General features: G+C 71.8%; 23 protein-coding genes. 16 read left to right on the top strand and 7 right to left on the bottom strand.

The features are described from left to right. The first annotated feature begins 139 nt into the window (after window positions 1-139). Window positions 140-811, top strand: coding sequence for a class I SAM-dependent methyltransferase (locus TU31_RS24290; RefSeq protein ID WP_042158189.1), 672 nt, complete (start codon window positions 140-142; stop codon window positions 809-811). A gap of 22 nt (window positions 812-833) precedes the next feature. Here TU31_RS24290 and TU31_RS24285 read toward each other — a convergent pair whose 3' ends face one another. The 4 genes from TU31_RS24285 to TU31_RS24270 all read right to left on the bottom strand — a co-directional run bounded on the left by TU31_RS24285 (window position 834) and on the right by TU31_RS24270 (window position 4,242). Further along, on the bottom strand, window positions 834-1,205 hold the full coding sequence (locus TU31_RS24285) for a hypothetical protein (protein WP_042158188.1): 372 nt from the start codon (window positions 1,203-1,205) through the stop codon (window positions 834-836). After that, window positions 1,202-1,474, bottom strand: a complete 273-nt coding sequence (locus TU31_RS24280; RefSeq protein ID WP_063770822.1) for a toxin-antitoxin system HicB family antitoxin — start codon at window positions 1,472-1,474, stop codon at window positions 1,202-1,204. Before TU31_RS24280 ends, TU31_RS24285 begins: the two co-directional genes overlap by 4 nt. Window positions 1,475-1,595: 121 nt before the next feature. Continuing rightward, on the bottom strand, window positions 1,596-2,168 hold the full coding sequence (locus tag TU31_RS24275; RefSeq protein ID WP_052719033.1) for a CAP domain-containing protein: 573 nt from the start codon (window positions 2,166-2,168) through the stop codon (window positions 1,596-1,598). Window positions 2,169-2,778: 610 nt separating this feature from the next. Further along, complete coding sequence (locus tag TU31_RS24270; protein WP_052719032.1) at window positions 2,779-4,242, bottom strand: purine-cytosine permease family protein; 1,464 nt, start codon at window positions 4,240-4,242, stop codon at window positions 2,779-2,781. 412 nt (window positions 4,243-4,654) lie between these two features. Here TU31_RS24270 and TU31_RS24265 point away from each other — a divergent pair, with 412 nt between their 5' ends. Beyond that, window positions 4,655-6,136, top strand: a complete 1,482-nt coding sequence (locus TU31_RS24265) for an APC family permease (RefSeq protein ID WP_042158892.1) — start codon at window positions 4,655-4,657, stop codon at window positions 6,134-6,136. 21 nt (window positions 6,137-6,157) lie between these two features. Here TU31_RS24265 and TU31_RS24260 read toward each other — a convergent pair whose 3' ends face one another. Further along, a complete protein-coding gene (locus tag TU31_RS24260) occupies window positions 6,158-6,580 on the bottom strand; it encodes a MarR family winged helix-turn-helix transcriptional regulator (protein WP_042158187.1) in 423 nt (140 codons plus the stop codon). A gap of 229 nt (window positions 6,581-6,809) precedes the next feature. Between TU31_RS24260 and TU31_RS24255 the strand changes: the two genes are divergently transcribed. From TU31_RS24255 to TU31_RS24195, 13 genes are all read left to right on the top strand, one after another. Continuing rightward, a complete protein-coding gene (locus tag TU31_RS24255) occupies window positions 6,810-7,739 on the top strand; it encodes an SDR family NAD(P)-dependent oxidoreductase (RefSeq protein WP_042158186.1) in 930 nt (309 codons plus the stop codon). Window positions 7,740-7,743: 4 nt separating this feature from the next. Then, complete coding sequence (locus tag TU31_RS24250; RefSeq protein WP_042158185.1) at window positions 7,744-8,637, top strand: amidohydrolase family protein; 894 nt, start codon at window positions 7,744-7,746, stop codon at window positions 8,635-8,637. A gap of 13 nt (window positions 8,638-8,650) precedes the next feature. Then, window positions 8,651-10,153, top strand: coding sequence for an acyl-CoA synthetase (locus TU31_RS24245; protein ID WP_042158184.1), 1,503 nt, complete (start codon window positions 8,651-8,653; stop codon window positions 10,151-10,153). Window positions 10,154-10,209: 56 nt separating this feature from the next. Next, window positions 10,210-10,665 carry a MaoC family dehydratase gene (locus TU31_RS24240; RefSeq protein WP_042158183.1) on the top strand — a complete coding sequence of 152 codons (456 nt, stop codon included), beginning with the start codon at window positions 10,210-10,212 and terminating at the stop codon, window positions 10,663-10,665. Window positions 10,666-10,735: 70 nt separating this feature from the next. Continuing rightward, window positions 10,736-11,161, top strand: a complete 426-nt coding sequence (locus TU31_RS24235; protein WP_042158182.1) for a GNAT family N-acetyltransferase — start codon at window positions 10,736-10,738, stop codon at window positions 11,159-11,161. A 231-nt stretch (window positions 11,162-11,392) separates the two neighbouring features. Further along, the gene (locus TU31_RS24230; protein ID WP_042158181.1) at window positions 11,393-12,736 is read left to right on the top strand and encodes a hemolysin family protein; all 1,344 of its coding nucleotides are present in this window, start codon (window positions 11,393-11,395) and stop codon (window positions 12,734-12,736) included. After that, on the top strand, window positions 12,733-13,752 hold the full coding sequence (locus TU31_RS24225; RefSeq protein WP_042158180.1) for a hemolysin family protein: 1,020 nt from the start codon (window positions 12,733-12,735) through the stop codon (window positions 13,750-13,752). Before TU31_RS24230 ends, TU31_RS24225 begins: the two co-directional genes overlap by 4 nt. 66 nt (window positions 13,753-13,818) lie before the next feature. Continuing rightward, window positions 13,819-14,619 (top strand): SGNH/GDSL hydrolase family protein, encoded by an 801-nt coding sequence (locus tag TU31_RS24220; protein WP_042158179.1) that lies wholly within the window; start codon window positions 13,819-13,821, stop codon window positions 14,617-14,619. A 112-nt stretch (window positions 14,620-14,731) separates the two neighbouring features. Then, window positions 14,732-16,165, top strand: coding sequence for an adenylosuccinate lyase (purB, locus tag TU31_RS24215; RefSeq protein ID WP_042158178.1), 1,434 nt, complete (start codon window positions 14,732-14,734; stop codon window positions 16,163-16,165). Between the two features lie 11 nt (window positions 16,166-16,176). After that, window positions 16,177-16,734: a G/U mismatch-specific DNA glycosylase gene (gene mug / locus TU31_RS24210; RefSeq protein WP_042158177.1), complete on the top strand. Its 558-nt coding sequence runs from the start codon at window positions 16,177-16,179 to the stop codon at window positions 16,732-16,734. Window positions 16,735-16,896: 162 nt separating this feature from the next. Continuing rightward, on the top strand, window positions 16,897-17,775 hold the full coding sequence (locus TU31_RS24205) for an alkaline phosphatase family protein (protein ID WP_042158891.1): 879 nt from the start codon (window positions 16,897-16,899) through the stop codon (window positions 17,773-17,775). A 3-nt stretch (window positions 17,776-17,778) separates the two neighbouring features. Continuing rightward, the gene (locus TU31_RS24200) at window positions 17,779-19,113 is read left to right on the top strand and encodes an MFS transporter (protein ID WP_042158176.1); all 1,335 of its coding nucleotides are present in this window, start codon (window positions 17,779-17,781) and stop codon (window positions 19,111-19,113) included. Window positions 19,114-19,124: 11 nt separating this feature from the next. Beyond that, a complete protein-coding gene (locus TU31_RS24195) occupies window positions 19,125-20,141 on the top strand; it encodes a TolB family protein (RefSeq protein WP_042158890.1) in 1,017 nt (338 codons plus the stop codon). Here TU31_RS24195 and TU31_RS24190 read toward each other — a convergent pair. After that, window positions 20,138-20,599 (bottom strand): hypothetical protein, encoded by a 462-nt coding sequence (locus tag TU31_RS24190; RefSeq protein WP_042158175.1) that lies wholly within the window; start codon window positions 20,597-20,599, stop codon window positions 20,138-20,140. The two genes, TU31_RS24195 and TU31_RS24190, sit on opposite strands and share 4 nt — an antisense overlap. A 183-nt stretch (window positions 20,600-20,782) precedes the next feature. On the opposite strand from TU31_RS24190, the gene TU31_RS24185 reads away from it, so the two are divergent. Then, window positions 20,783-21,955, top strand: coding sequence for an ROK family transcriptional regulator (locus TU31_RS24185; RefSeq protein ID WP_042158173.1), 1,173 nt, complete (start codon window positions 20,783-20,785; stop codon window positions 21,953-21,955). A gap of 64 nt (window positions 21,956-22,019) precedes the next feature. On the opposite strand, the gene TU31_RS24180 is transcribed toward TU31_RS24185, so the two are convergent. Beyond that, window positions 22,020-22,766, bottom strand: a complete 747-nt coding sequence (locus TU31_RS24180) for a GntR family transcriptional regulator (protein WP_042158172.1) — start codon at window positions 22,764-22,766, stop codon at window positions 22,020-22,022. Between the last annotated feature and the right edge of the window lie 191 nt (window positions 22,767-22,957).

Raw genomic sequence — 22,957 nt, 5'->3', positions numbered from 1 at the left:
GCCCCTGCCCCGGGTGCCAGGGCCGCTCCCGCCTCGTACGGATGTCCGGACCGCTGACGGGGTGGCTCCCGAAGACTCCTTGCCCGCCCGGCGGGGAGACTGACTCCAGGAGCGGGCATCGTCGGCGAAGGGGTCCGTCATGTGGCAGCGCAGAAGAGTTCCGCACGGCACGGTGCACCACCCGGTGTTCGCCCGTTTCTACGCGAACTGCTGCGGTCCGGCCGCGGATGCCCGGGCGGGGGTGGCCGCGCTCCGGAAAGAGCTGCTGACCGGCGCCACCGGCCGGGTCATCGAGGTCGGCGCGGGCACCGGGCTGAACTTCGCGCACTATCCGGGGACGGTCTCGGAGGTGGTGGCCATCGAGCCGGAGCCCACCCTGCGGGAAGTGGCCCGGTCGGCGGCGGCGCATGCGGAAGTCCCGGTGGATCTGGTGCCGGGGGTGGCGGAGGCGCTGCCGGTCAAGAGCGAAGCGTTCGACACCGCGGTGGCGTCGTTGGTGCTGTGTTCGGTGCGCGAGGTGCAGCGGGCGCTGCTGGAGCTGCGGCGGGTGCTGCGGCCGGGCGGTGAGCTGCGGTTCTTCGAGCACGGGCGGGCCGCGGGGCGCGGGCTGGCGGCGGTGCAGTGGTCGCTGGACCGGACCGTCTGGCCGCTGCTGATGGGCGGCTGTCACACCGGCCGGGACCCGCTGGGCGAGATCCGCACGGCCGGGTTCGAGGTACTGCGGGTGCGCCGGCTGCGGGTGCCGGAGCGGGGGCCGACGCTGCCGACCTCACCGGCGGTGCTGGGCACGGCCCGCCGGCCGGCCGACTGAGCGGCCCGCGCGCGGGCGGCGCTCAGACCGTCCAGGTGCGCAGCGCGTCGGCGATGGCCCGGACGTCGGCCGTACCGTCCCTGACGAGGCGGGCGAGGTCGCGGACCTGTTCGGGGGAGGTGGCGATCTTCAGACCACTGGCGACGAGGTAGCCATAGGCGACGGCGGTCGCGAACATCGCATTCGCCTCCTCCAACGCCGGTACCTGGAGCAGGAGTTGGAGCAGCGCGGCGGCGCGGTCCTGGGGATCGGTGTAGACGGGCACACCGAATATCTCGGCTTCATGGCGGCTGACGGCGGCCACCAGGGCGCCCCAGTCGGTGACCTGGGGGTCTCCGGGGGTGTGCTGTTCGGCGATCAGAAGGAGCCAGGCGAGGTCGATGCGCAGTGTCACGTGGTGCCCGGCAGTCCTTCGTGGTCGGTGGTGCCCGGGGTGGCAGGGGGACTGCCTTCTTGCCGGCCGAATTCCTCGGCGAAGACGCGCTCGTACTGCTTCATGAAGTCGGAGGCCGCCTCGACGAAGGTCTGGCCGACCTCGCCGGCGTCCTTGAGGACGAGCTCCTCGATATAGCGGTTCATGCTCACTCCCCGCTGCGTAGCGCGCTCTCGCGCCGCTTCGGCAGTGGCCTCGTCCACCCTGACGTTCAGCTGCGTCTTCGCCACCCCTTAAAGCTAGCGCGCATCCGCTAGCAGCGGCAAGCGGCGGGGCGGTGGAGCCCCGGGGCCCGTCCGCCCGGTCGCCCCACTGCGCGGCAACCGGGCGGACGGCGCCCACGGCCCGGCTTTACTTGTAGCCGAAGTCCTGGGTCCAGTAGGCCCGGTGCTTACCGCCCAGGGCGACACCTATGCCGGTGGCCTTGGACTGGCAGCCAAGGATGTTGGCCCGGTGGTCGGGGCTGTGCATCCAGGCGTCGAACGCATCCTTGGGAGTCGTCGGCCAGGCGTCGATGTTCTCCGACGAGGCATCCTCGTACCCCTGCGCTTCCATCCGCTCCTTCGGACCCTTGCCGTCGGTGGAGGTGTGCGAGTAGTGGCTGTGGGCGGCCATGTCCTGGCTGTGCAGCCGGGCGGCTTTGTCCAGACGGGGGTCGCGGTGCAGGGGCGCACAGCCGTGCTCGACCCGTGCCTTGTTGACGAGCCGGTTGATTTCCGCCTCGTAGCGGTCGATCTTGCTGTTGCCCGGCGTGGTCGCCTTCGGCGCCGGCGTGGAGGGCCGGTCGCTCGGTGAGGCGTCGGGGGTGGTGCTGCCCGAGGGCCGGGGGAAGGCTTCGCTCGCCGTCGCGTTGTCCTGGGAATTGAACACGGCCAGCGATCCGCCGAGGACACCGGCCGCGGCCAGGATACCGATCGGAATCATCCGAACCCGGCGCCGGTGAGCACCACGCGCCTCGCGCTTCACCGAAGAGAATTTCACGTTCAACTAAATCGTCTCCATGAGGGAATGCCGGAACGGAAAGCGGACAGCACACGGCGGCACCACCACTCCCCGCAGGCCGTTCGACCATCCGAACTGCCTTTCCGGGAACAGGGGTCACCGTAACAAAGCATTCCGGACTCGAATTCAGCCGAAGATGCACCACCACCCTCCGGGCGCGGACGGAATGATGCAACATGCCCGCTTTAGAGCCTCTTTGAATGCATGACAGCGCCACCTTCAACACCTCGCCCCTTCCGCTTCACCGCCAACTCCCCTTCTATATAGGGGAGTTGAAAACGCGACACGGATCCTGCGTATCGGGAGAAGTTCGGCGGTGCGGCGGACCCGGAAAGCATCGTCACAAAGGAACTTGCACCGGGGATATGGCGGCCGTTGGTAAATCGCCCGCGAGTTCCGTACGATGCCCAGCGCCTTTTCAACCCCGGGGTAGAGAAAGCGATTTTCGGGCCAGGCACAGAAATTCTGGGCCTGGGAGTGCGGGGCGCTTCAGCCGGGCCGCGGGCCGCGGGCGGTGCCTTCAGCGGGGGTCCTAACGGGTGTCCGCGAAGCCTCGTACGTCCTCGGGGTACAGCGGCCGGAGCGGATCGAGGATGCGGGCGGCCTGCTCGCGCACACTGAACACCGCTCCCCCGTCGCACCGCCGCCGGGACCGCGCCCACAGGAAGTACAACGGCGCGGTCACGGTCAGCCCGACCAGCCAGGACAGAGCCGCGCCGCCGAAGTACGCCGCCATCGGGCCGGTGTACGGGCCGGTGGCGAGGAACGGGAGCTGGACGGCGAGGCCCAGGGCGTACGAGCCGAGCGCGACCGGGTCGAAGCGCCCGTGGTGGTCGTCGTCCGGGGCGTCGGCCTCCTCGGGGTACTGGCTGCCGTGGCGCAGGAGAGCGACGTCGATGACATTGATCGCCGCCCAGGGCACCAGCACGGCCAGCAGCACCAGGGCCAGATCGGCGAAACGCGGCACGAAGTCGCCGACGAGGCCGAGGGCGAGGGCCGGCCCGCCGGCCAGGACAAGAGCGCCCACCGCGCCGCGGACCCGACGGGCCCGGAGTGACTGCCCGAAGGTGAGGGTCGTATGCACCGCGCGGTAGAGGTTGAGCGCGCTGTGGTGGAGGACGATCAAGAGGAAGAGTGCCAGCAGCACCGGCCCGAACGCCCCGGCCACGGCGTCGAATCCGGCGGCCGGGTCCGGGCCCGGGCAAACGGGGGCGACAACCGCACCGGCCAGGAACGGCAGCAGGGAGCCCAGGCAGGAGCCCCCGTACCTCGCCCGGAAGGCGACGGCGGTGCGGGCGGGCCGGGGCAGCGAGCGCGCGGGGTCCGCGACGTACGGGGCGAGGGCCGGCTGCCACAGGGCGCTGAGAGAGACGATCGCGAGCCAGCCGGCGAAGGTGAAGCCGCCCCGGGTGAGGAAGTCCGAGGGCAGGCCGCGGGCCACGACGGCGGCGAGGCCGGCCAGACTGCCGAGGCCGAGGACCACCGCCGCCGTCTTGTGGAGGAAGTGGAGCAGGCGCCGGCCGGTCAGGCAGAGCAGCGCGGAGCCGACGGCGGCGAGCAGGATGCCCCCGCCGGCCGGCAGGTTGGGCGCGAGGGCATGCAGCGACCGCCCGGCGAGCACGAGGTGAGCGGCGAAGAACCCGACGTACACGGCGGCCGCGACGGCCACGCTCGGCAGTGCGCCCGGCGAGCCGAACCGGACCCGGCTCCGGGGGCTGCGCGCTCCACCGGGCTGCGGACCCCTCGCCCCACGCGACGCCGTGCACACCCCGCCCAACAACTGCCCGACGAGCACCGCCAAGACGCCCGACCACAGCGGCTGGTGGAACACCTGCACCGTCATCGCGCCGGTGACCAGGGCCAACGGGGCGATATGGGTACCGAATCCGAGGGTGAACAGCGCACGGGCACCCCCGTGCCGTGCGCGCTCCGGCACTTCGTCGGCGGTGTGGGTTCCGACCGCGCCGGGCTGCGCGGCTCCGTGCCGATCGATCACGGCGGCCTCCTCGTGGCTGGCCCGCGCGGGGTCGCGGGCTGGTGGGTGACGGGACGGCCAACCGGCGGACGGGCAGCGTGGAGCTGCCGGATGACCGGTGGGGCGGCGGCCGACGAGGGGGGCTGAACGGAGTCTCGGGCACCCGGGCCACCAGGTCAATGACCAAGATCCGTCCTCCCCGGGATCTCCATGTGGTGCGAGACGCACGGCGCCGGCGCGCGGTTCTCCACCAGCCTCCGAGCGTGACTCGACGAACGACGGATACCGGCCGGTGCATTCGCCGCAGGGCGTGCCGCTGCCGATGCGGCCGGAGCCGATGCCGCACGATGTGACCGTCGCGGGCCCGGCCCACGGAGGGCAGCGACGGACCGGACCCACCGCGACCGCACCGGCCATCAGGAGGACCCACGCCGTGTCCGTCCCCGCCCCCGTCCCGCATCTGAAGCGCAGTCTGCGGCGCTTCGACATCATGGCGATGGGCGTCGCCGCCGTGATCTCCTTCGATGTGATCGGGCAGATCGCCGCCGGCGGCGGGCAGGCCGTCACCTGGATCGCGGTCCTCGCAGTGACGTTCCTGCTGCCCTACGCCCTGGTGTTCGCCGAGACCGGGGCCGCGTTCCCGCAGGAAGGCGGGCCCTATGTCTGGGTGGAGGTGGCCTTCGGGCGGCCGGCGGCCGTGCTGACCACGATGTTCTACTGGGTCACCAACCCCGTCTGGCTCGGCGGTTCGCTGGTTTTCGTGGCGGCCGCGGCATGGGACGGCTTCGTGCTCCGGCTCGGCTCGGGAACGGTGGCGGACTACGCCTTCAAGCTGGCCTTCATCTGGGCCGCGATCCTCACCGCGGTGGTCTCGCTGCGCCGCGGCAAGTGGATCACCACGGCCGGCGCCGGGGCCAAGGTCCTGGCGCTGTCCTTCTTCACCGGTACGGCGGTGGCGTACGGGATCCAGCACGGCTTCCGAGGCCTCCAGGGCGCCGGCTTCTCCCCCACGGGGGTGGGGTTTCTGGCGCTGGTGCCGGTGCTGCTGTTCGCGTTCGTCGGCTTCGAGGCGCCCAATGCGGCGGGCGACGAGATGCTCGCTCCGCAGCGCGATGTGCCGGTGGCGATCGGGGTGTCGGGGACCATCGCCACCTGCTGCTATCTGCTGCCGGTGCTGGCCATTCTCTCGGCCGCGCCGCCCGGCCGGGTCACCGGCGTCGGCGGCTTCATGGATGCCGCCCGGCTGGTCTTCGGGATCTACGGCGACGGGCGCGAACCGGTGCTGACCTTCGTCGCGGTGCTGTTCGTGGTGGCGCTGCTGACGCAGGGCAGCGCCTGGATGATCGTCGCCGACCGGATGCAGGCGATGGCGGCGGCCGACGGCGGGTTCTTCAGCCGGGGCCTGGGCGCCTTCCATCCGCGGCTGGGTACGCCGGTCCGGATGAATCTGCTCTCCGGCGTCACCGCCACCGTGTTCATGGCCGCCGCGATGAACCTGGCGAAGGGGGACGCCTCGGCGGTCTTCGGCGTGGTGCTGACCGTCGCGATCACCACCCTGCTGCTGTCCTATCTCGCGGTCGTTCCCTCGCTGCTGGCGCTGCGGCTGCGCCACCGCGAGGTGCCCCGGCCCTACCAGGTCCCCTTCGGCACCCGCGGTTTCACCGTGGCGACGCTGCTCGTCTACTGCTGGATCGTGCTCGGCTCATGGGTGGCGCTGTTTCCCGGCACGCTGGAGCGGCTGTTCGGCCTCCCGTACGACTTCCGGGCGGTCTGGGGCGTTTCCCGGCTCAGCTTCGAGGCGTTCACCCTCGGCACGGTCGCGCTGCTGCTGGCGGTCGCCGCCGCCGGCTACCTGACGCAGCGCCGGCGCACCCGGCCCCGGAACGAGGAACGCGCTACCGGCCCGGCCCGGTAGCGCGGGTCCGGGCCGGCGGGGCTACTGCTCCGGCTCGGCGACCCGGAGCAGTAGTGCGTGCAGCAGCTCCCGTTCATCGGCATCGAGCGGGACGAGCAGCTCGTCGGTGACCTCACGGCTGGACTCGTCGGTGTCGCGCAGGGCGCTGCGGCCCTGGTCCGTGAGGACGACGATGCGGCTGCGGCGATCGCCGGGCGCGGGCCGGCGTTCGACGTAACCGAGGTCCTGGAGGTCGTCGACCAGGCTCACGATCGCGCTCGGGTCGTAGCCCAGCCGTTCGCTCAATTCCCGTTGCAGGGCCCCTTCCACGGTCGTCAGATACCGGAGCAGGGCGTAGTGGCGCAGCCGCAGGCCGTACTCCTGGAGCGCCGTGTTGAACATGCTCCCCGACCGCAGGCCGAGGCGGTACAGAAGGTAGCCGGTGTCGGCGTGGAGGGCGCGCATCCAGGGGACGTCGGCGTCGGTCTCGGCGATCTCTGGCTCCGGTGTGAGGTCCCGTGGGAACGGGAGCGTGGGCGGGGTGGGGCCGTCTCAGCATGGAGCATACCGAGGTCCACGGCAACTATTGACGACAACAATGATTGGTCTTAGCTTCCTTCGGGAGAGTCGGACCGCGCCGAGCCGCAGCCCAGGGCTCCCGCACCCTCCCTCCCAAGAGAAGGAGCACATCGCCATGTCAGACCCCACTCCCCCTTCCTCCACCGACCTCAGCGGCAAGGTGGCCGTGGTCACCGGCTCCGGCCGGGGCCTCGGCCTCGCCTACGCCACCGCGCTGGCCAGGGCCGGCGCCGCCGTCGTCATCAATGACGTGGACGCCGGGATCGCCGGGCAGGCCGTCCGGTCCCTGACCGATGCGGGCGGCCGGGCGGTGGCCGAGGTGGCGGCCGTCGGCACCACCGAGGCCGCGGACCGCCTGGTCGCCCGTGCCGTCCAGGAGTTCGGGCGGCTCGACATCATGGTCACCAACGCCGGGATCCTGCGGGACCGCGTCCTGTGGAAGATGACGGACGACGACTTCGACAGCGTCGTCACCACGCATCTGCGGGGCACCTTCACCTGCGCCCGCGCCGCCGCGGTCCGGATGCGCGAACAGGGCGAGGGCGGCAGCCTGATCCTGATCGGCTCGCCGGCCGGCCAGCGCGGCAACTTCGGCCAGACCAACTACGCCGCGGCCAAGGCCGGCATCGGCGCCATGGTGCGCACCTGGTCCATGGAGCTGGGCCGGGCGGGCATCACCGTCAATGCCGTCGTCCCGGTGGCGGCGACCGCCATGACCGAGACAATCCCGGCCTTCGCCCCGTACATCGAGGCCCTGCACCGCGGTGAGCCGCTGCCGGAGTTCCTGCGCAAGGGCGAGGGGTTCGGTACCCCCGAGGACTGTGCCGCGCTGCTGCCTTTCCTCGCCTCCGACGCGGCGCGGGACGTCACCGGGCAGTGCATCGGCATCGGCGGTGACAAGCTCGCGCTGTGGTCGCATCCGCAGGAGGTCTCGGTCGCCTACGCCGATGGCGGCTGGACGCCGGAGGGCATCGCCGCCACCTGGCATCACTCGGTGGGCAGCGCTCCGCAGACGGTCGGTATCCCCGCTCCCCAGGCCCGGTGAGCCGATGAACACCGACGAGCTCGTCGCGATCGACGTCCACACCCATGCCGAGGTGTCGGCCAAGGGCGACCATGCCCTGGACAACGACCTGTATGCCGCCTCCAGCGCCTATTTCAAGGTCGAGGGCGAGCGCAAGCCCACCCTGGAGGAGATGGCCGCGTACTACCGGGAACGGAGGATGGCTGCCGTCGTCTTCACCGTCGACGCCGAATCCGCCACCGGCACACCTCCGGTGCCCAACGAGGAGGTCGCGGAGGCCGCGGCCGCCAACCCCGACGTACTCATCCCCTTCGCCTCGCTCGACCCCTTCCGGGGCAGGACCGCCGTCAAGCAGGCCCGGAGGCTGGTGTCGGAGTACGGCGTCCGGGGTTTCAAGTTCCACCCCAGTATCCAGGGCTTCTTCCCCAACGACCGCGACCTCGCCTACGCGCTGTACGAGGTGATCGAGGAGACCGGGTCCATCGCGCTCTTCCACACCGGCCAGACCGGCATCGGCGCCGGTGTGCCCGGCGGCGGGGGCATCCGGCTGAAGTACTCCAACCCGCTGTATGTCGATGACGTCGCCGCCGACTTCCCACAGATGAAGATCATCCTGGCGCATCCGTCGTTCCCCTGGCAGGACGAGGCTCTCGCCGTCGCGACACACAAACCGGGCGTGCATATCGACCTGTCCGGATGGTCACCCAAGTACTTTCCGAAACAGCTCGTCCACTACGCCAACACGCTGCTCCAGGACAAGGTGCTCTTCGGCTCCGACTACCCCGTCCTGACGCCCGACCGCTGGCTCGCCGACTTCGCCAAACTTCCGCTCAAGGACGAGGTCAGGCCGAAGATCCTCAGGGACAACGCCGCCCGGCTCCTCGGGCTCGTCGGTCCGGACCCCGAATCCCGCTCCTGACAAGGAGATTGTGATGCGCAACGAGGGACTGGGGTCATGGCCCGCCCGCCGGGCCCGTAAGACCCCCGGTCGTACCGCCCTCCTCCACGAGGGCGCGCCGACCTCCTATGCCGCACTCCACGAGCGCACCACCCGTCTGGGCCACGCGCTGCGCGAAGCGGGGGTCCGGCGCGGCGACCGGGTCGCCTACCTCGGCCCCAACCACCCGTCCTTCCTGGAGACGTTCTTCGCGGCCGGTCTGCTCGGCGCGGTGTTCGTGCCGCTCAACACCCGCCTCGCCGCACCCGAGATCGCGTACCAGCTGATGGACTCCGGGACGAGTGTGCTGGTGCACTCCCCGGCGCAGGCAGCCGTCGTCGACGAGCTGCGGGGCGCCGTGGACCTGCGGAGAACCGTCACCGTGGGCCCGGAGTACGAGGACCTCCTCGCGGCCTCCTCGCGCGACCCCGTCGACGAACCCGTCGGCGGCGACGAGGTGGGCCTCATCATGTACACCTCGGGCACGACGGGCCGCCCCAAGGGCGCGATGCTCACCCACGCCAACCTCACCTGGAACGCGGTCAATGTCCTGGTGGACAGCGATCTGACGGCCGACGAGGTGGCGCTGGTGTCGGCGCCGCTGTTCCATACCGCCGCGCTGAACATGCTCACCCTGCCCGTACTGCTGAAGGGCGGCGCCTGTGTCCTGACCGGGTCCTTCGACCCCGATGCGACCCTCGATCTGATCGAGGAGCACCGTGTGACGTTCATGTTCGGGGTGCCGGCCATGTACAGCCGGCTCGCCGGCCGGCCCCGCTGGCAGCAGGCGGACCTCTCCTCGCTGCGCACCCTCACCTGCGGCGGCGCACCGGTCCCCGGCTCGCTCATCGAGACCTACCAGCGCCGCGGCCTGTCGTTCCTTCAGGGGTACGGGATGACGGAGGCGGCCCCCGGGGCCCTCTTCCTCGACGCCGAGCACGCCGTCAGCAAGGGCGGCTCCGCCGGCGTCCCGCACTTCTTCAGCGAGGTACGCGTCGCCCGGCCCGACCTGACGCCGGTGGACGTGGGAGAGACCGGCGAGGTGGTCGTACGCGGGCCGCATGTCATGCCCGGGTACTGGGGTCTTCCCGAGGAGAGTGCGGTGGCTTTCACCGACGGCTGGTTCCGGACCGGCGACGCCGCGCGGATCGACTCCGACGGCTATGTCACCATCGTCGACCGGCTCAAGGACATGATCATCTCGGGTGGGGAGAACATCTACCCCGCCGAGGTCGAGAACGCCCTCCTCGCCCACCCCGATATCGCCGAGTGCGCGGTCATCGGCGTCCCCGACGACGAGTGGGGCGAGGTCGGCCGCGCGGTGGTCGTCCCCCGCGAAGGGGCGGCGCCCGACCCGGCCGGAATCCTCACCTCGCTGGCCGGCCGGCTCGCCAAGTACAAGATCCCGAAGACCCTGGTCGTGGCCGGTGAACTCCCGCGCACCGCCTCGGGAAAGCTCCTCAAGCAGCAGGTCCGCGCCCGGTACGGCGCCCTCTGACCACCCCCTTCCGTTCTGACCGCCCCCCTTTCCGCCCCTCCCCGAGGAGAATCAAGGTGACTGTTTCCGTCCACGGCATCGACGAGCTCAAGAAACTGTCCGGCAGCCCGCTCGGCACCAGTGACTGGATCGACCTCACCCAGGACCGCGTCAACGGATTCGCCGACGCCACCGGCGACCACCAGTGGATCCACGTGGACGTCGAACGCGCGCGACGGGGGCCCTTCGGCGGCCCCATCGCGCACGGCTATCTGACCCTGGCGCTGTTCATCCCGCTCTTCACCGACCTGCTGGACGTCGAGGGCGTCACCACCAAGGTCAACTACGGCCTCAACAAGGTCCGTTTCCCCGCGCCCGTCCCGGTCGGCAGCCGCCTCCGGCTGAGCGCCGTCCTCGCCTCCGTCGACGACATCAGTGGCGGAGTGCAGATGACGGTGGACGGCACGATAGAGATCGAGGGCGGCAGCAAACCCGCCGCCGTACTCCAGAGCGTCACGCGCTTCTACGTCTGAGCTTCGGGTCCGGGTCCGTCCATACGGAAAGGGGTCGCCGATCACTTCGGCGCTCTGCTTGGCTCACCCCATGAGCGATCTCCACATCCGCAGCGCCACCGCGTCGGACATCGACACCGTGCTGACGTTCTGGCGCACGGCCGCGGAAGGCACCAGCATCAGCGACGACCACGACGGAGTGACCCGGCTCGTCACCCGGGACCCGGAGGCCCTGCTCCTCGCCGAGCGCGACGGCGTCCTCACCGGCACCGTGATAGCCGGCTTCGACGGCTGGCGCTGCCATCTCTACCGGCTGGCGGTCCACCCCGGGTACCGCAGGCAGGGCATCGGCACCGCACTGCTGGCGGCCGCCGAGGAGCGGTTCCGCGCGCTGGGCGGCCGGCGCGGCGATGCGATGGTGCTGGACCGCAATGAGCCGGCGCAGCATGCGTGGCGCGCGGCGGGTTACGCGCCCGAGCCCCAGTGGAGCCGCTGGGTCAAACACCTCGACAGCTGAGCCCGGCATCCCCAGAGCACGCAGAGCCCGCCCCGGCCCCGGGGCGGGCTCTTTGCTCACCAGCGACTTTGGCCCACCAGCGACTTTGCTGATCCTTTACCATGGTGTTCCCCCTCCTCAGTGAAAGGTGTGTGAGCGTCCAGCCATGGGCGAGCCTCCCAGTTGCCGGGCACCCTCCCGACAGAGCGCGAACCTCCCGATCCTGTTCGATCATGGGACGGAGGTGACTCGATGACCGACCTGCTCTTTCTGGGCGTGGCGCTCCTCCTGACCCTGGCCTGTGGTGTCTTCGTCGCGGCCGAGTTCTCGCTGACGACCGTCGAGCGCAGCGAACTCGAGCGCGCCGCCGAGCGCGGCGAGCGGGGCGCGGACAGCGCCCTGAAGGCGGTCCGCGGTCTCACCTTCCAGCTCTCCGGGGCCCAGCTGGGCATCACCGTCACCGGCCTGGTCATCGGCATGCTGTCCAAACCGGCCATCGCCACTCTGCTGGCGGGACCGCTGGACGCGATGGGCCTGCCGCGCTCGGTGGCGGATTCGCTGGCCGTGGTCCTCGGTACGGCGATCTCCACCGTCGTCCTGATGGTCGTCGGCGAGCTGGTCCCGAAGAACTGGGCCATCTCCCACCCGCTGGCCATCGCGAAGAAGGTCGCCACCGCCCAGCGCGGTTTCAGTGCCGCCTTCCGGCCGCTGATCCGGCATCTCAACAACACCGCCAACCGCACGGTCCACCGGATGGGCCTGGAGCCCGCCGAGGAGCTGGCCTCGGCCCGCGGCCCGCAGGAGCTGGTGGCGCTGGCCCGGCACTCCGCCAAGGAGGGCGCGCTGGCGCCCGACACCGCCGAGCTCTTCGTCCGCACCCTCAATCTCGCCGATCTGACCGCGGAGAACGTGATGACACCGCGGGTGCAGGCGATCGCGCTGGAGGTGCAGTCCACCGCCGAGGACGTGGCCAATGCGACCCGGGCGACCGGGCTGTCCCGCTTCCCCGTCTACCGCGGCAGCCTGGACAGCGTCGTCGGGGTGGCGCACATCAAGGACGTGCTGGCCATCCCCGCTGAGCGCCGCCCCCGCCACCCGGTCTCCGAGCTGGTCCGCGAGCCGCTGCTGGTCCCCACGACGCTGACCGTGGACCGGCTGCTCGACCGGCTCTCCGGCAAGCGCACGATGGCCGTGGTCATCGACGAATACGGCGGTACGGCCGGGGTGGTGACGCTGGAGGACATCGTCGAGGAAGTGGTCGGCGAGGTCCGCGACGAACACGACCCGCTGGAGACCCCCGATCTGGCGCCCGCCGGAACCGATGCGGCGGGCCGCAAGGCCTACCACGCCGACGGCGCCGCGCGCACCGACCAGCTGGAGCGGATCGGCCTGCGGCTCCCGGAAGGCCCGTACGAGACCCTCGCCGGTCTGATCGCCACCGAACTCGGCCGGATACCGCAAGCCGGCGACACCCTGGAGGTGGCCGGCTGGTCGATGGATGTCCTGGACGCCACCGGCCACCGCGCGGCGCGGGTGCTGCTGCACGCCCCGCTGCCGGGCAGCACCGGCGAGCAGGAGAAGGAGGCCCGCCGATGACCGCGGTCCAGCTGTTCGTGGGTCTGCTGACGCTGGTCGTCAACGCCTTCTTCGTGGGCGCCGAGTTCGCCCTGATCTCGGTGCGCCGCAGCCAGATCGAGCCGTACGCGGAGCGCGGTGACCGCCGGGCGACCAGCGTGCTGTGGGGGCTCCAGCATGTCTCGGCCCTGCTGGCGGCGGCCCAGTTGGGCATCACCCTGTGCACCCTGGTGCTGGGCGCCGTCGCCGAGCCCGCCATCGCCCATCTCCTGGAGCCGGTGTTCCACGCGGTGGGCATCTCGACCGCGCTGATCCACCCGATCTCATTCGTGATCGCGCTGTCGCTGGCCACCTATCTGCACATGCTCTTCGGCGAGATGGTGCCGAAGAACGTCGCCCTGGCCGAGCCGGTGCGCAGCGCCCTGACGCTCGGGCCGCCCCTGGTCGCCCTGACCCGGGCGCTGCGTCCGGCGATCTTCGCGATCAACGCGCTCGCCAACGGGCTGCTCAAGCTCATGCGGGTGGAGACCAAGGACGAGGTGGCCGCGACGTTCTCGGACGATCAGCTCGCGAAGATGGTCGAGGCCTCCCGGGAGGCCGGTCTGCTCGACGAGCGGGCGCAGGAGCGGCTGCGCGACGCACTGGAGCTGGGCCGCCGCCCGGTCCGGGACGTGGTGCTGCCGGTCGAGAAGGTGGTCTCCGCGCAGATGGGGATCACCCCCGAGGGGCTGGAGCGGCTGGCCGCCGAGTCCGGCTTCTCCCGCTTCCCCGTGGTCGACGACACCCGGCGGATCCTCGGCTATCTGCACGTCAAGGACGCCCTGGACGCCAGCCCCCGCAATCTGGCCTTCCCGGTCTCCACGCTGCGCCCGATCGCCCGGGTGAAGGCCTCGACGCTGCTGGACGACGTACTGACGGCGATGCGCGGATCGAGTACGCATCTGGCCGCGGTGATCGGCGACGACGGGCGGCTGGCCGGGCTGGTGACGATGGAGGACGTGCTCCGGGAGCTGGTGCTGCAACGCCCCGCGGCCTGATGGGGATCCGCCTCCCCGGGGACCGGGCATACCGCGCGGTACGGCGGGCGGTAGGATCACCGCGCCATGGAGATGAATGCCCGCTACACCAGTTTCGTCGCGGTCGGCGACAGCTTCACCGAGGGAATGTCGGACGCCCTGCCGGACGGCTCGTACCGCGGCTGGGCCGATCTGCTCGCCGCCCGGCTGGCGGCCGCGGCCCGGGGCCCGGCCGGGGAACCCGCCGCCGCACCGGGCTTCCGCTACGCCAATCTCGCGGTGCGCGGCAAGCTCATCGGGCAGATCGCCGACGAGCAGTGCGGGCCGGCGGCCGCGATGGGCGCCGATCTGGTGACGCTGGTCGGCGGGCTCAATGACGTTCTGCGGCCCCGGTGCGACGTGGACCGGGTGTGCGCCCGGTTCGAGGACGCCGCCGGGCGGCTGGCCGAGGGCGGTGGGCAGCTGGTGCTGATGCGCAGCCCGGGGCGGCAGGGTCCCGTACTGGAGCGCTTCCGGCCACGCATGGAGCAGCTGTTCGCGCGGATCGACGCGGTGGCCGCGCGGCACGGTGCCGTCGTGGTGGATCTGTACGCCTCCAAGGCGCTGTCCGACCCGCGACTGTGGGCCGATGACCGGCTGCATCTGAACGCCGAGGGGCACCGCCGGGTGGCGGAGGCGGTCTGGCAGGCGCTCGGGCTGGCCGCCGAGTCGGAGTGGGACGCGCCGCTGCCGGCCGCCGCACCGCCGGGCTGGGGTGCGCGGCGCGCCGCGGATCTGCGGTTCGCGCGCGAACATCTGGGGCCGTGGACAGTCCGTCGGCTCACCGGCCGGTCCTCCGGTGACGGCCGTCCGGCCAAGCGCCCCGAGCTGCTGCCGTACGAGGGCTGACACCGGGCGGCGCACCGGGCTGGGGCCCCGCATCCGGCTTGGAGGAACATACAGCCGGGACCGGGGCGCTGGCCTGCGCAAACCGCCAGTAGACTCTGACCACGTGACTGCTGTGTCTGCGAAGCCTCGCATCCCCAATGTTCTGGCCGGCCGCTACGCCTCCGCGGAGCTGGCCGTGCTCTGGTCCCCCGAATACAAGGTCAAGCTGGAGCGGAAGCTGTGGCTTGCCGTGCTGCGCGCGCAGAAGGACCTGGGGGTGGAGGTCCCCGAGCAGGCGCTGGCCGATTACGAGCGGGTCCTGGACGACGTCGACCTGGCCTCCATCGCCGAGCGCGAGAAGGTGACCCGGCACGACGTCAAGGCCCGTATCGAGGAGTTCAACGCCCTCGCCGGCCATGAGCAGGTCCACAAGGGCATGACCTCCCGCGACCTGACCGAGAACGTCGAGCAGTTGCAGGTGCGGCTCTCGCTGGAGCTGATGCGGGACCGTACGGTCGCCGTGCTGGCGCGCCTGGGCTCGCTGGCCGCCCAGCACGCCGAGCTGGTCATGGCGGGCCGCTCGCACAACGTCGCCGCCCAGACCACGACCCTCGGCAAGCGTTTCGCGACCGCCGCGGACGAGCTGCTGGTGGCGTTCGCCCGGCTGGAGGAGCTGCTCTCCCGCTACCCGCTGCGCGGCATCAAGGGCCCGGTCGGCACCGCCCAGGACATGCTCGACCTGCTGGGCGGCGACGCCACCAAGCTCGCCGACCTGGAGCAGCGGATCGCCGCGCACCTCGGTTTCGGCCGGGCCTTCACCTCCGTCGGCCAGGTCTACCCCCGGTCGCTGGACTACGACGTGGTGACCTCGCTGGTGCAGCTGGCCGCCGCCCCCTCCTCGCTGGCCAAAACCATCCGGCTGATGGCCGGCCACGAGCTGGTCACCGAGGGCTTCAAGCCCGGCCAGGTCGGCTCCTCGGCGATGCCGCACAAGATGAACACCCGCTCCTGCGAGCGCGTCAACGGCCTGATGGTGATCCTGCGCGGCTATGCCTCGATGGCCGGTGAGCTCTCCGGCGACCAGTGGAACGAGGGCGATGTGTCCTGCTCCGTGGTGCGCCGGGTGGCCCTGCCGGACTCGTTCTTCGCGCTGGACGGCCTGCTGGAGACGTTCCTGACCGTGCTCGACGAGTTCGGCGCGTTCCCCGCCGTCATCGGCCGCGAGCTGGACCGCTATCTGCCGTTCCTCGCCACGACGAAGGTACTGATGGGTGCGGTGCGCGCCGGTGTGGGCCGCGAAGAGGCGCATGAGGCGATCAAGGAGAACGCGGTCGCCTCGGCGCTGGCCATGCGGGAGCAGGGCGCGGAGCGCAACGAGCTGCTGGACAAGCTCGCCGCCGATGCGCGGATCCCGCTGGACAAGGCACAGTTGGACGCCCTGATGGCGGACAAGCTCTCCTTCACCGGCGCCGCGGCCGACCAGGTGACGGCCGTCGTCACCCGGATCGGGGAGATCGCCAAGCAGCACCCGGAGGCCGCGGCGTACACCCCCGGCTCGATCCTCTGACGCGAGGGCCCATGGGCTTCACCCCCGAAGAGCTGGAAGCCGCTCGCGACCGCCTCGTCCCCGACGTGGCCGCGAGCGGCCTTCGCGTGCTCTTCTGCGGCATCAACCCCGGGCTGATGACGGCCGCCACCGGCCACCACTTCGCCCGGCCCGGCAACCGGTTCTGGCCGGTGCTGCACGCCGCCGGCTTCACCCCGCGCCAGTTCCGGCCCGCCGAGCAGGAGGAGTTGCTCGCCCATGGCCTCGGCATCACCAATGTCGTGGCACGGGCGACGGCCAAGGCCGACGAGCTGACCGCACAGGAGTACCGCGAGGGCGGCCGGCTGCTGGCCGAGAAGGTGGCGCTGCTGCGCCCCCGCTGGCTGGCCGTCGCCGGTGTCACCGCGTACCGCGTCGCCTTCGACGACAAGAAGGCCGCGATCGGGCCCCAGCGGCGCACACTGGGCGACACCCGCATCTGGGCCCTGCCCAACCCCAGCGGGCTGAACGCCCATTGGACGGTGGCGGCCATGGCGGAGGAGTACGGACGGCTGCGCGCCGCGGCGTTCGCGGAGGGCGACGGCGGATAAAGCCGTGCACCGTTCGGCCGGTCGTCACCTTGAAGGCATGTACATGCCTACCGGACGGTTCTACTCTGACGCCGCCCGCGCAGCCCCCACTCCCGTACGGAGACTCCTGTGCCTGCCACGTCCGCGTCGCCCTCCGCCGCCGAAGCCCCCTCCTCCCACCGCATCCGCCGCTCACGACGCCGCAAAGTCACCGCGCTCGCCGGGGCGTTCGCCCTGGCCACCGCCGGTCTCGGCATCTGGGCGGGCAACGGCTTCGGCGCCGAGGCCGCCACGGCCGCCGTGCCCACCCCCGACCATGTGGTCGTGGTCGTCTTCGAGAACCACGCCTACGACCAGGTGATGGGCAGCTCCAGCGCCCCGTACCTCAACTCCCTGGCCTCCGGCGGCGCCAACCTGACCGCCTCCTACGCCGAGACCCACCCCAGCCAGCCCAACTACTACGCCCTCTTCTCCGGCGACACCCAGGGCGTCACCGACGACAGCTGCGTCGACCCGGGGTTCAGCGACGCCCCCAACCTCGCCTCCGAGCTGACGGCGGCCGGCAAGTCCTGGGCGAGCTACAACGAATCGCTGCCGTCCGAGGGCTCGACCACCTGCAAGAGCGGCAACTACGCGCAGAAGCACAACCCGTGGTTCGGTTTCAGCAACGTCTCCACCGGCTCGGCCCACACCTTCGACGCCTTCCCGACCGACTTCTCGAAGCTGCCCACCGTCTCGTTCGTGGTGCCGAACCTGTGCAGCGACATGCACGACTGCTCGGTGTCCACGGGTGACACCTGGGTGAAGAACCACCTCAAGAGCTACGCCGACTGGGCCAAGACCCACAACAGTCTGCTGCTGGTCACCTTCGACGAGGACAACCGGCTCAGCGGCAACCGCATCCCGACCGTGCTGTACGGCCAGCCCGTACAGGCCGGTTCCACCTCGGCCACCACCTACAACCACTACGACGTGCTACGCACCCTTGAGGACATGTACGGCACCTCGCACGCGGGCCGGGCCGCCGACGCCAAGGACATCAGCGGTATCTGGGCCGGCTGACCCGTGTATCTCGCAGACGGCCGCCCGGCACCCGCCACCTCCGCATCGCCGGGCGGCCGGCGCACCGGCCGCAGCCGCCGCGTCCGCGCCGCCGTCCCCTCCACGGTGCTGGTCCTGGGCACCGTCAGCCTCATCACCGACATCTCCTCGGAGATGGTCACCGCCGTGCTCCCGCTGTACCTCGTCGCCGAACTCGGGCTGTCCCCGCTGGGGTTCGGGGTGCTGGACGGGGTCTACAACGGGGTGAGCGCGCTGGTCCGGCTGGTGGGCGGCCGGCTGTCGGACCGCGGCGGGGGCGCCGGGCACAAGGCGGTGGCCGCGGTGGGGTACGGGCTCTCCGCCCTCTGCAAACCGCTGTTGCTGCTGGTGCACTCGTTGCCGCTGATCGGGGCGGTGCTGGCGGTGGACCGGACCGGCAAGGGGCTGCGGACCGCGCCGCGGGACGCGATGATCTCGCTGGCCGCCGAACCGGCCGCCCGTGGCCGGGCGTTCGGGGTGCACCGGGCGATGGACACCGCGGGCGCCCTGTGCGGCCCGCTGGTGGCGTTCCTGCTGCTGCGGGCGGCGGCCGAAGGCTATGACGCGGTGTTCACGGTCAGCTTCTGTGTCGCCGTACTGGGCGTGGTCGTGCTGCTGTTGTTCGTCCCGGGCCGCGCCCTGCCCGCCGCGGCGGACACCGCCGGACGGACCTCGGCCGAGCCACGGACATCGGCCGGGCCACGGACGCCGGTGCGCGCGCTGCTGGGCCAGCCGGAGATACGCCGGCTGACCGGATGCGCCGTGCTGCTCGGGCTGACCACCGTCAGCGACTCCTTCCTGTATCTGACCCTCCAGCGGCGGCTGGACCTCCCGGCGGGGTGGTTCCCGCTGCTCCCGCTGGGCACCGCCGCGGCGTTTCTGTCGCTGGCGGTGCCGATGGGGGCGATCGCCGACCGCATCGGCCGGCGGCGGCTGTTCCTGGCCGGGCATCTGGTGCTGCTGTGCGCCTACGGGCTGCTGCTGGCACCCCTCGGCGACGGCGCGGCGCCGGTCTGTGCCGTGCTCGTCCTGCACGGTGCGTTCTACGCGGCGACCGACGGAGTGCTGGCCGCCGCGACCGCCGACGCGGTGCCCGAGGACGCCCGTGGCAGCGGCCTGGCCGTGGTGCAGACCGGCCAGACGGCCGCGCGCTTCGTCTGCTCCCTCGCCTTCGGTGCCGCCTGGACCGCCTGGGGCGCCCACACCGCCGTCCTCGCCGCGGCCGTCGGACTGGCCCTGGCCGCGGCCCTCAGCGCCCGGCTGCTGCGCCCGGCCGGACCGGCGGCCGGCCCGAACTCCCCCTCGGAGCAGACATCGTGAACCGCATCCCGCTGAGCCGTACCGCGCGCCTGCTCATCCTGCTCGCCACCGTCGTCGTCCTCGGCGCGGTCGCCGTCGGCGCGACCCTGGCCGCCGCCGGGCGCGCCGACCGGAAGGACCGCACACAGTCCGGGGGCCCGAAGGTGACCCCCGGAACCGTACGCCTGGACGGGCCGGACCAGAGTCTCTTCCGCAACATGGCCTGGGGGCCGCACCGCGACGAGATCACCGCCGTGCCGGAAGGGCGGCTCAGCGGGCCGCGCACCGCGTCCGGGGTGCACTGTCTGCGGTTCCACGCGGCCGCCGGGACCGGTATCTGTCTCCAGGCCGTCCACGGCGAACTCCGGGACAGCTACCGGGCCGTCCTCCTGGACAACCGGCTGCGCGAAGTGCGCCACTACGACGTGGCCGGCACCCCCACCCGTGCCCGGGTCTCCCCCAGCGGCCGCACCGTCGCCTGGACCGTCTTCGTCAGCGGTGACTCCTACGCGGGCACCGCCTTCTCCACCCGCACCTCCGTCGTCGACACCGGTGGACGGCACCTGGACGCCAATCTGGAAACCTATGCGCTGACCGTCGACGGACACCGGGTCCGCGCCGCCGACATCAACGTCTGGGGCGTCACCTTCGCCGATGACACCCGCTTCTACGCCACCGCCGCCACCGGCGGAAAGACCTATCTCGTCCGCGGCGACCGCAACACCGGAACCCTCCGGGCCCTGCACCCCAACGTCGAATGCCCCTCGCTGTCCCCCGACGGCACCCGGATCGCCTACAAGAAGCGCGTCGCGGGCGCCGACCCCGACGCTCCGTGGCGGCTGTACGTCCTCGACCTGCGCACCCTGCGCGAGACCGCGACCGCTGAACACCGCAACATCGACGACCAGGCCGTCTGGCGCGACGGCCGAACGCTGGTCTACTCGCTGCCGGGCGACTACGGATCGGACCTCTGGACCGTCCCCGCCGACGGCACCGGCGCCCCGCACCGCCTCCTCTCCGCGGCCCTCGCCCCCGCTTTCTCCCGCTAGGGGCTGTCCGGGGGCGAACCCTGAACCACCGTCCCCTCCCCCACAGCCACCAGCAGCTGGAACGGCAGCTCGCGCGCGCCCTGCCCCACCCCCACACCGATCCAGCGGCCCTGCACCCGCCAGCCGTGCATCCGCGGGACATAGCCGCACAGCGTGTCCAGCGGCGGCCGGACCGGCAGGCCCCGCGCGGTCCGTTCCAAGTGGGCCCCGAGATCGACGGTTTCGGGGGCGCCCCACCGTAACGACAGCGCCTGCACCAGCGCCGTCAGCTCGGCGGTGAAGTCCTCCTCGGCCTCCGCCACCTCGGCGGCGTCCGCGTCCCAGAACTCCTCGCTGACCCGCAGCCCGGCTATGTGGTAGCCGGGTCCGCTCTCGACCATGGCGGACCGGTCCGGCACCGCCGGGAACTCCCGCAGCCGCAGTCGGTCGATGACCGTCAGATGCTTGTCAATGGTCATGTCGTCAGTAAACCGCGCGGGTCTGACAATTGGCCCTCCCGCGGCCCGGCACGGGTGGGTCTCGCGCGCACCGCGACCGACGGGCGGGCGGCACGGCGGCCGGCGGCCCCCTCCCGCGGGGCTCGCCGCGCACCCTCTGACCGGCTACGATCCGCCCCACACACAAAGTGAGGGAGACGGACGTTGGGGCGGCTCACCGGCGGGGACCCGTCCCTGCTGCGACGGATCAACTCCGCGGTGGTGCTGCAGGCGCTGCGCGCCGCGGACTCCCCCACGCTCACCGACCTCGTCCAGGTGACGGGGCTGTCCCGGCCGACGGTCGAGGGTGTGGTCGAGGGGCTCATCGAGACCGGTCTGGTGGTCGAGGCGGCCGTCGGGGAGGGTGCGACGCGTCGCCAGGGACGGCCCGCCCGCCGGTTCCGTTTCCGTACGGAGGCCGGCCATCTGCTGGGCATCGAGATCGGCCCGCACCGCGTCGCCGCCTTGCTGTCCGATCTGGGCGGCCGGGTGCTGGACAGCGCACAGCGCCCCGTGGAGGAGCGCGCTCCCGCCGACGAGCGGCTGGAGCGGGTCCGTGCCGTGGTGGCCGATCTGCTGCGGCGTACGGGAGTGTCCCGCGGTTCGCTGCGGGCCGTCGGGGTGGCCGGCCCCGGCATCGTGGAGGCCGACGGCACCGTCCGGCTGAGCACCGCGCTGCCGGGCTGGACGGGTCTCCCGCTGGGTGAGCGGCTGCGACGGTCGTTCCGCTGCCCGGTGCTGGTCGAGAACGACGCGAACGCCGCCGCGGTGGCCGAGCACTGGCAGGGCGCGGCGACCGGCTCCGATGACATCGTTTTCGTGCTGGCGGGTCTCAGCCCGGGGGCCGGCTCGCTGATCGGCGGCCGACTGCACCGCGGCTTCGGCGGAGCCGCCGGGGAGATCGGCGCACTGCATCTGCTCGGCCGGGAGGCGACACCGGAGAAGCTGCTGTCGACGACCGGAGAACCGCTGCATCCCCTGGACGAGGCGCAGGTGGCGGCGGTCTTCGCAGCGGCGCGGGACGGTGACGCACAGGCGCGGGAAGCGGTGGACCGTTTCCTCCGGCGGCTGGTGCACGATGTCGCGGCACTGGTGCTGGCGCTGGACCCGGAGCTGGTGGTGATCGGCGGCTGGGCGGCGGGCCTGGCGGGTGTACTGGAGCCGCTGCGCCGGGAGTTGGCGCGTTATTGCCTGCGCCCACCACAGGTCGCCCTGTCGCAGCTGGGCGAGGCAGCGGTGGCCACCGGGGCGCTGCGGCTCGCGCTCGACCACGTGGAGGGTGAACTCTTCGCGGTGGAGAGCACGGTGACCGGCCGCCGCCGAACCGCGGCGCGCTGACGGCCACTACGGAGCGGCGGCGGCCCGCCACAACGGAGCGGGCCCCCTCAGCTGCCGGGCCGTCTCACCCCGCGAGAAACGCGACCGCGTCGCTCTCACCGAAGGTCAGACGGCAGGTGTCCGCCCGGTAGGTGGAGACCGCGACGGCTGTCGTACGGCCGCCCGAGACATAGCGGGTGGTGACGACCAGGACGGGTGCGCCGGGCAGCCGGTCCAGCTGCTTGGCGTCCTCCGCACGGGCCGAGCCGAGCTCGACGGTGCGGTCCTGGCCCTCCAACTCCAGCGACTGCAGCTCCTGTAGGACCGCATGGGCCCGCGCCGGGCCGGTCAGCAGGTCGAACTGCGCGCTGCCGGGGATCACGGCCGCCGGGACGTACAGCGACTCGGCGGCGAGGGGCCGGTCCTGGGTGACCCGGCTGCGGCGGACGATGTGCACCCGGTCGCCCGCGGCGGTCTCCAGCAGGCGGGCCACCACGGAGGGCACCGTGTCGCTTACGTCGCAGCCGACCGGCTGCCAGTCGTCGCCCGCGGCGCCGGGCCAGCTGTGGCGGGCGGGTGCGACGGCGACACCGACACGGGGCGGGGCGACCGTGGTGCCCACACCGCGGCGACGCTGGAGTCTGCCTTCCAGCTCCAGCTGTTCGAGCGCCTGCCGCAGCGTGGCCCGCGCGACGCCGAACCGCGCCGCCAGATCACGCTCGTTGGGCAGAATCTCGCCGACCGCGAACTCCGAGTCCAGCGCCTCGCTGAGCACGGTCTTGAGGTGCCAGTACTTCGGCTCCGGCACCGTTTCGAGCTGCGTGGTCCCCACCCTGTCCTCCGCACTGGCCGCTACCGGGGCTGCTCCCCCATGGGACTCGGGCCGCGCGCGTTCGGCAGATGTGAGCCCGCTGCGCGCCCGATTATGAGCGCTTCTTTATTAAAGGTTGTTGCAGTATCCCGACGATATGGCCGCCCCCACCCTTGGTCAAGACCAATCCGGGATCACTTTCGGCCCGCCCG

This window comes from Streptomyces lydicamycinicus (assembly GCF_000829715.2).
In the GTDB taxonomy this organism is placed as follows: domain Bacteria; phylum Actinomycetota; class Actinomycetes; order Streptomycetales; family Streptomycetaceae; genus Streptomyces; species Streptomyces lydicamycinicus.
The sequence above is the reverse complement of the archived record's forward strand: the minus strand, read 5'-3'. Positions and strand labels throughout refer to the sequence as shown.

What these genes read in the sequence shown, in the direction of transcription:
- TU31_RS24225 (WP_042158180.1), top strand. Translation starts at nt 12,733, where the DNA reads ATGACCGCGGTCCAGCTGTTCGTGGGTCTGCTGACGCTGGTCGTCAAC.
- mug (WP_042158177.1), top strand. Translation starts at nt 16,177, where the DNA reads ATGGGCTTCACCCCCGAAGAGCTGGAAGCCGCTCGCGACCGCCTCGTC.
- TU31_RS24220 (WP_042158179.1), top strand. Translation starts at nt 13,819, where the DNA reads ATGGAGATGAATGCCCGCTACACCAGTTTCGTCGCGGTCGGCGACAGC.
- TU31_RS24250 (WP_042158185.1), top strand. Translation starts at nt 7,744, where the DNA reads ATGAACACCGACGAGCTCGTCGCGATCGACGTCCACACCCATGCCGAG.
- TU31_RS24245 (WP_042158184.1), top strand. Translation starts at nt 8,651, where the DNA reads ATGCGCAACGAGGGACTGGGGTCATGGCCCGCCCGCCGGGCCCGTAAG.
- TU31_RS24235 (WP_042158182.1), top strand. Translation starts at nt 10,736, where the DNA reads ATGAGCGATCTCCACATCCGCAGCGCCACCGCGTCGGACATCGACACC.
- TU31_RS24275 (WP_052719033.1), bottom strand. Translation starts at nt 2,168, where the DNA reads ATGATTCCGATCGGTATCCTGGCCGCGGCCGGTGTCCTCGGCGGATCG.
- TU31_RS24190 (WP_042158175.1), bottom strand. Translation starts at nt 20,599, where the DNA reads ATGACCATTGACAAGCATCTGACGGTCATCGACCGACTGCGGCTGCGG.
- TU31_RS24290 (WP_042158189.1), top strand. Translation starts at nt 140, where the DNA reads ATGTGGCAGCGCAGAAGAGTTCCGCACGGCACGGTGCACCACCCGGTG.
- TU31_RS24255 (WP_042158186.1), top strand. Translation starts at nt 6,810, where the DNA reads ATGTCAGACCCCACTCCCCCTTCCTCCACCGACCTCAGCGGCAAGGTG.
- TU31_RS24230 (WP_042158181.1), top strand. Translation starts at nt 11,393, where the DNA reads ATGACCGACCTGCTCTTTCTGGGCGTGGCGCTCCTCCTGACCCTGGCC.
- TU31_RS24260 (WP_042158187.1), bottom strand. Translation starts at nt 6,580, where the DNA reads ATGCGCGCCCTCCACGCCGACACCGGCTACCTTCTGTACCGCCTCGGC.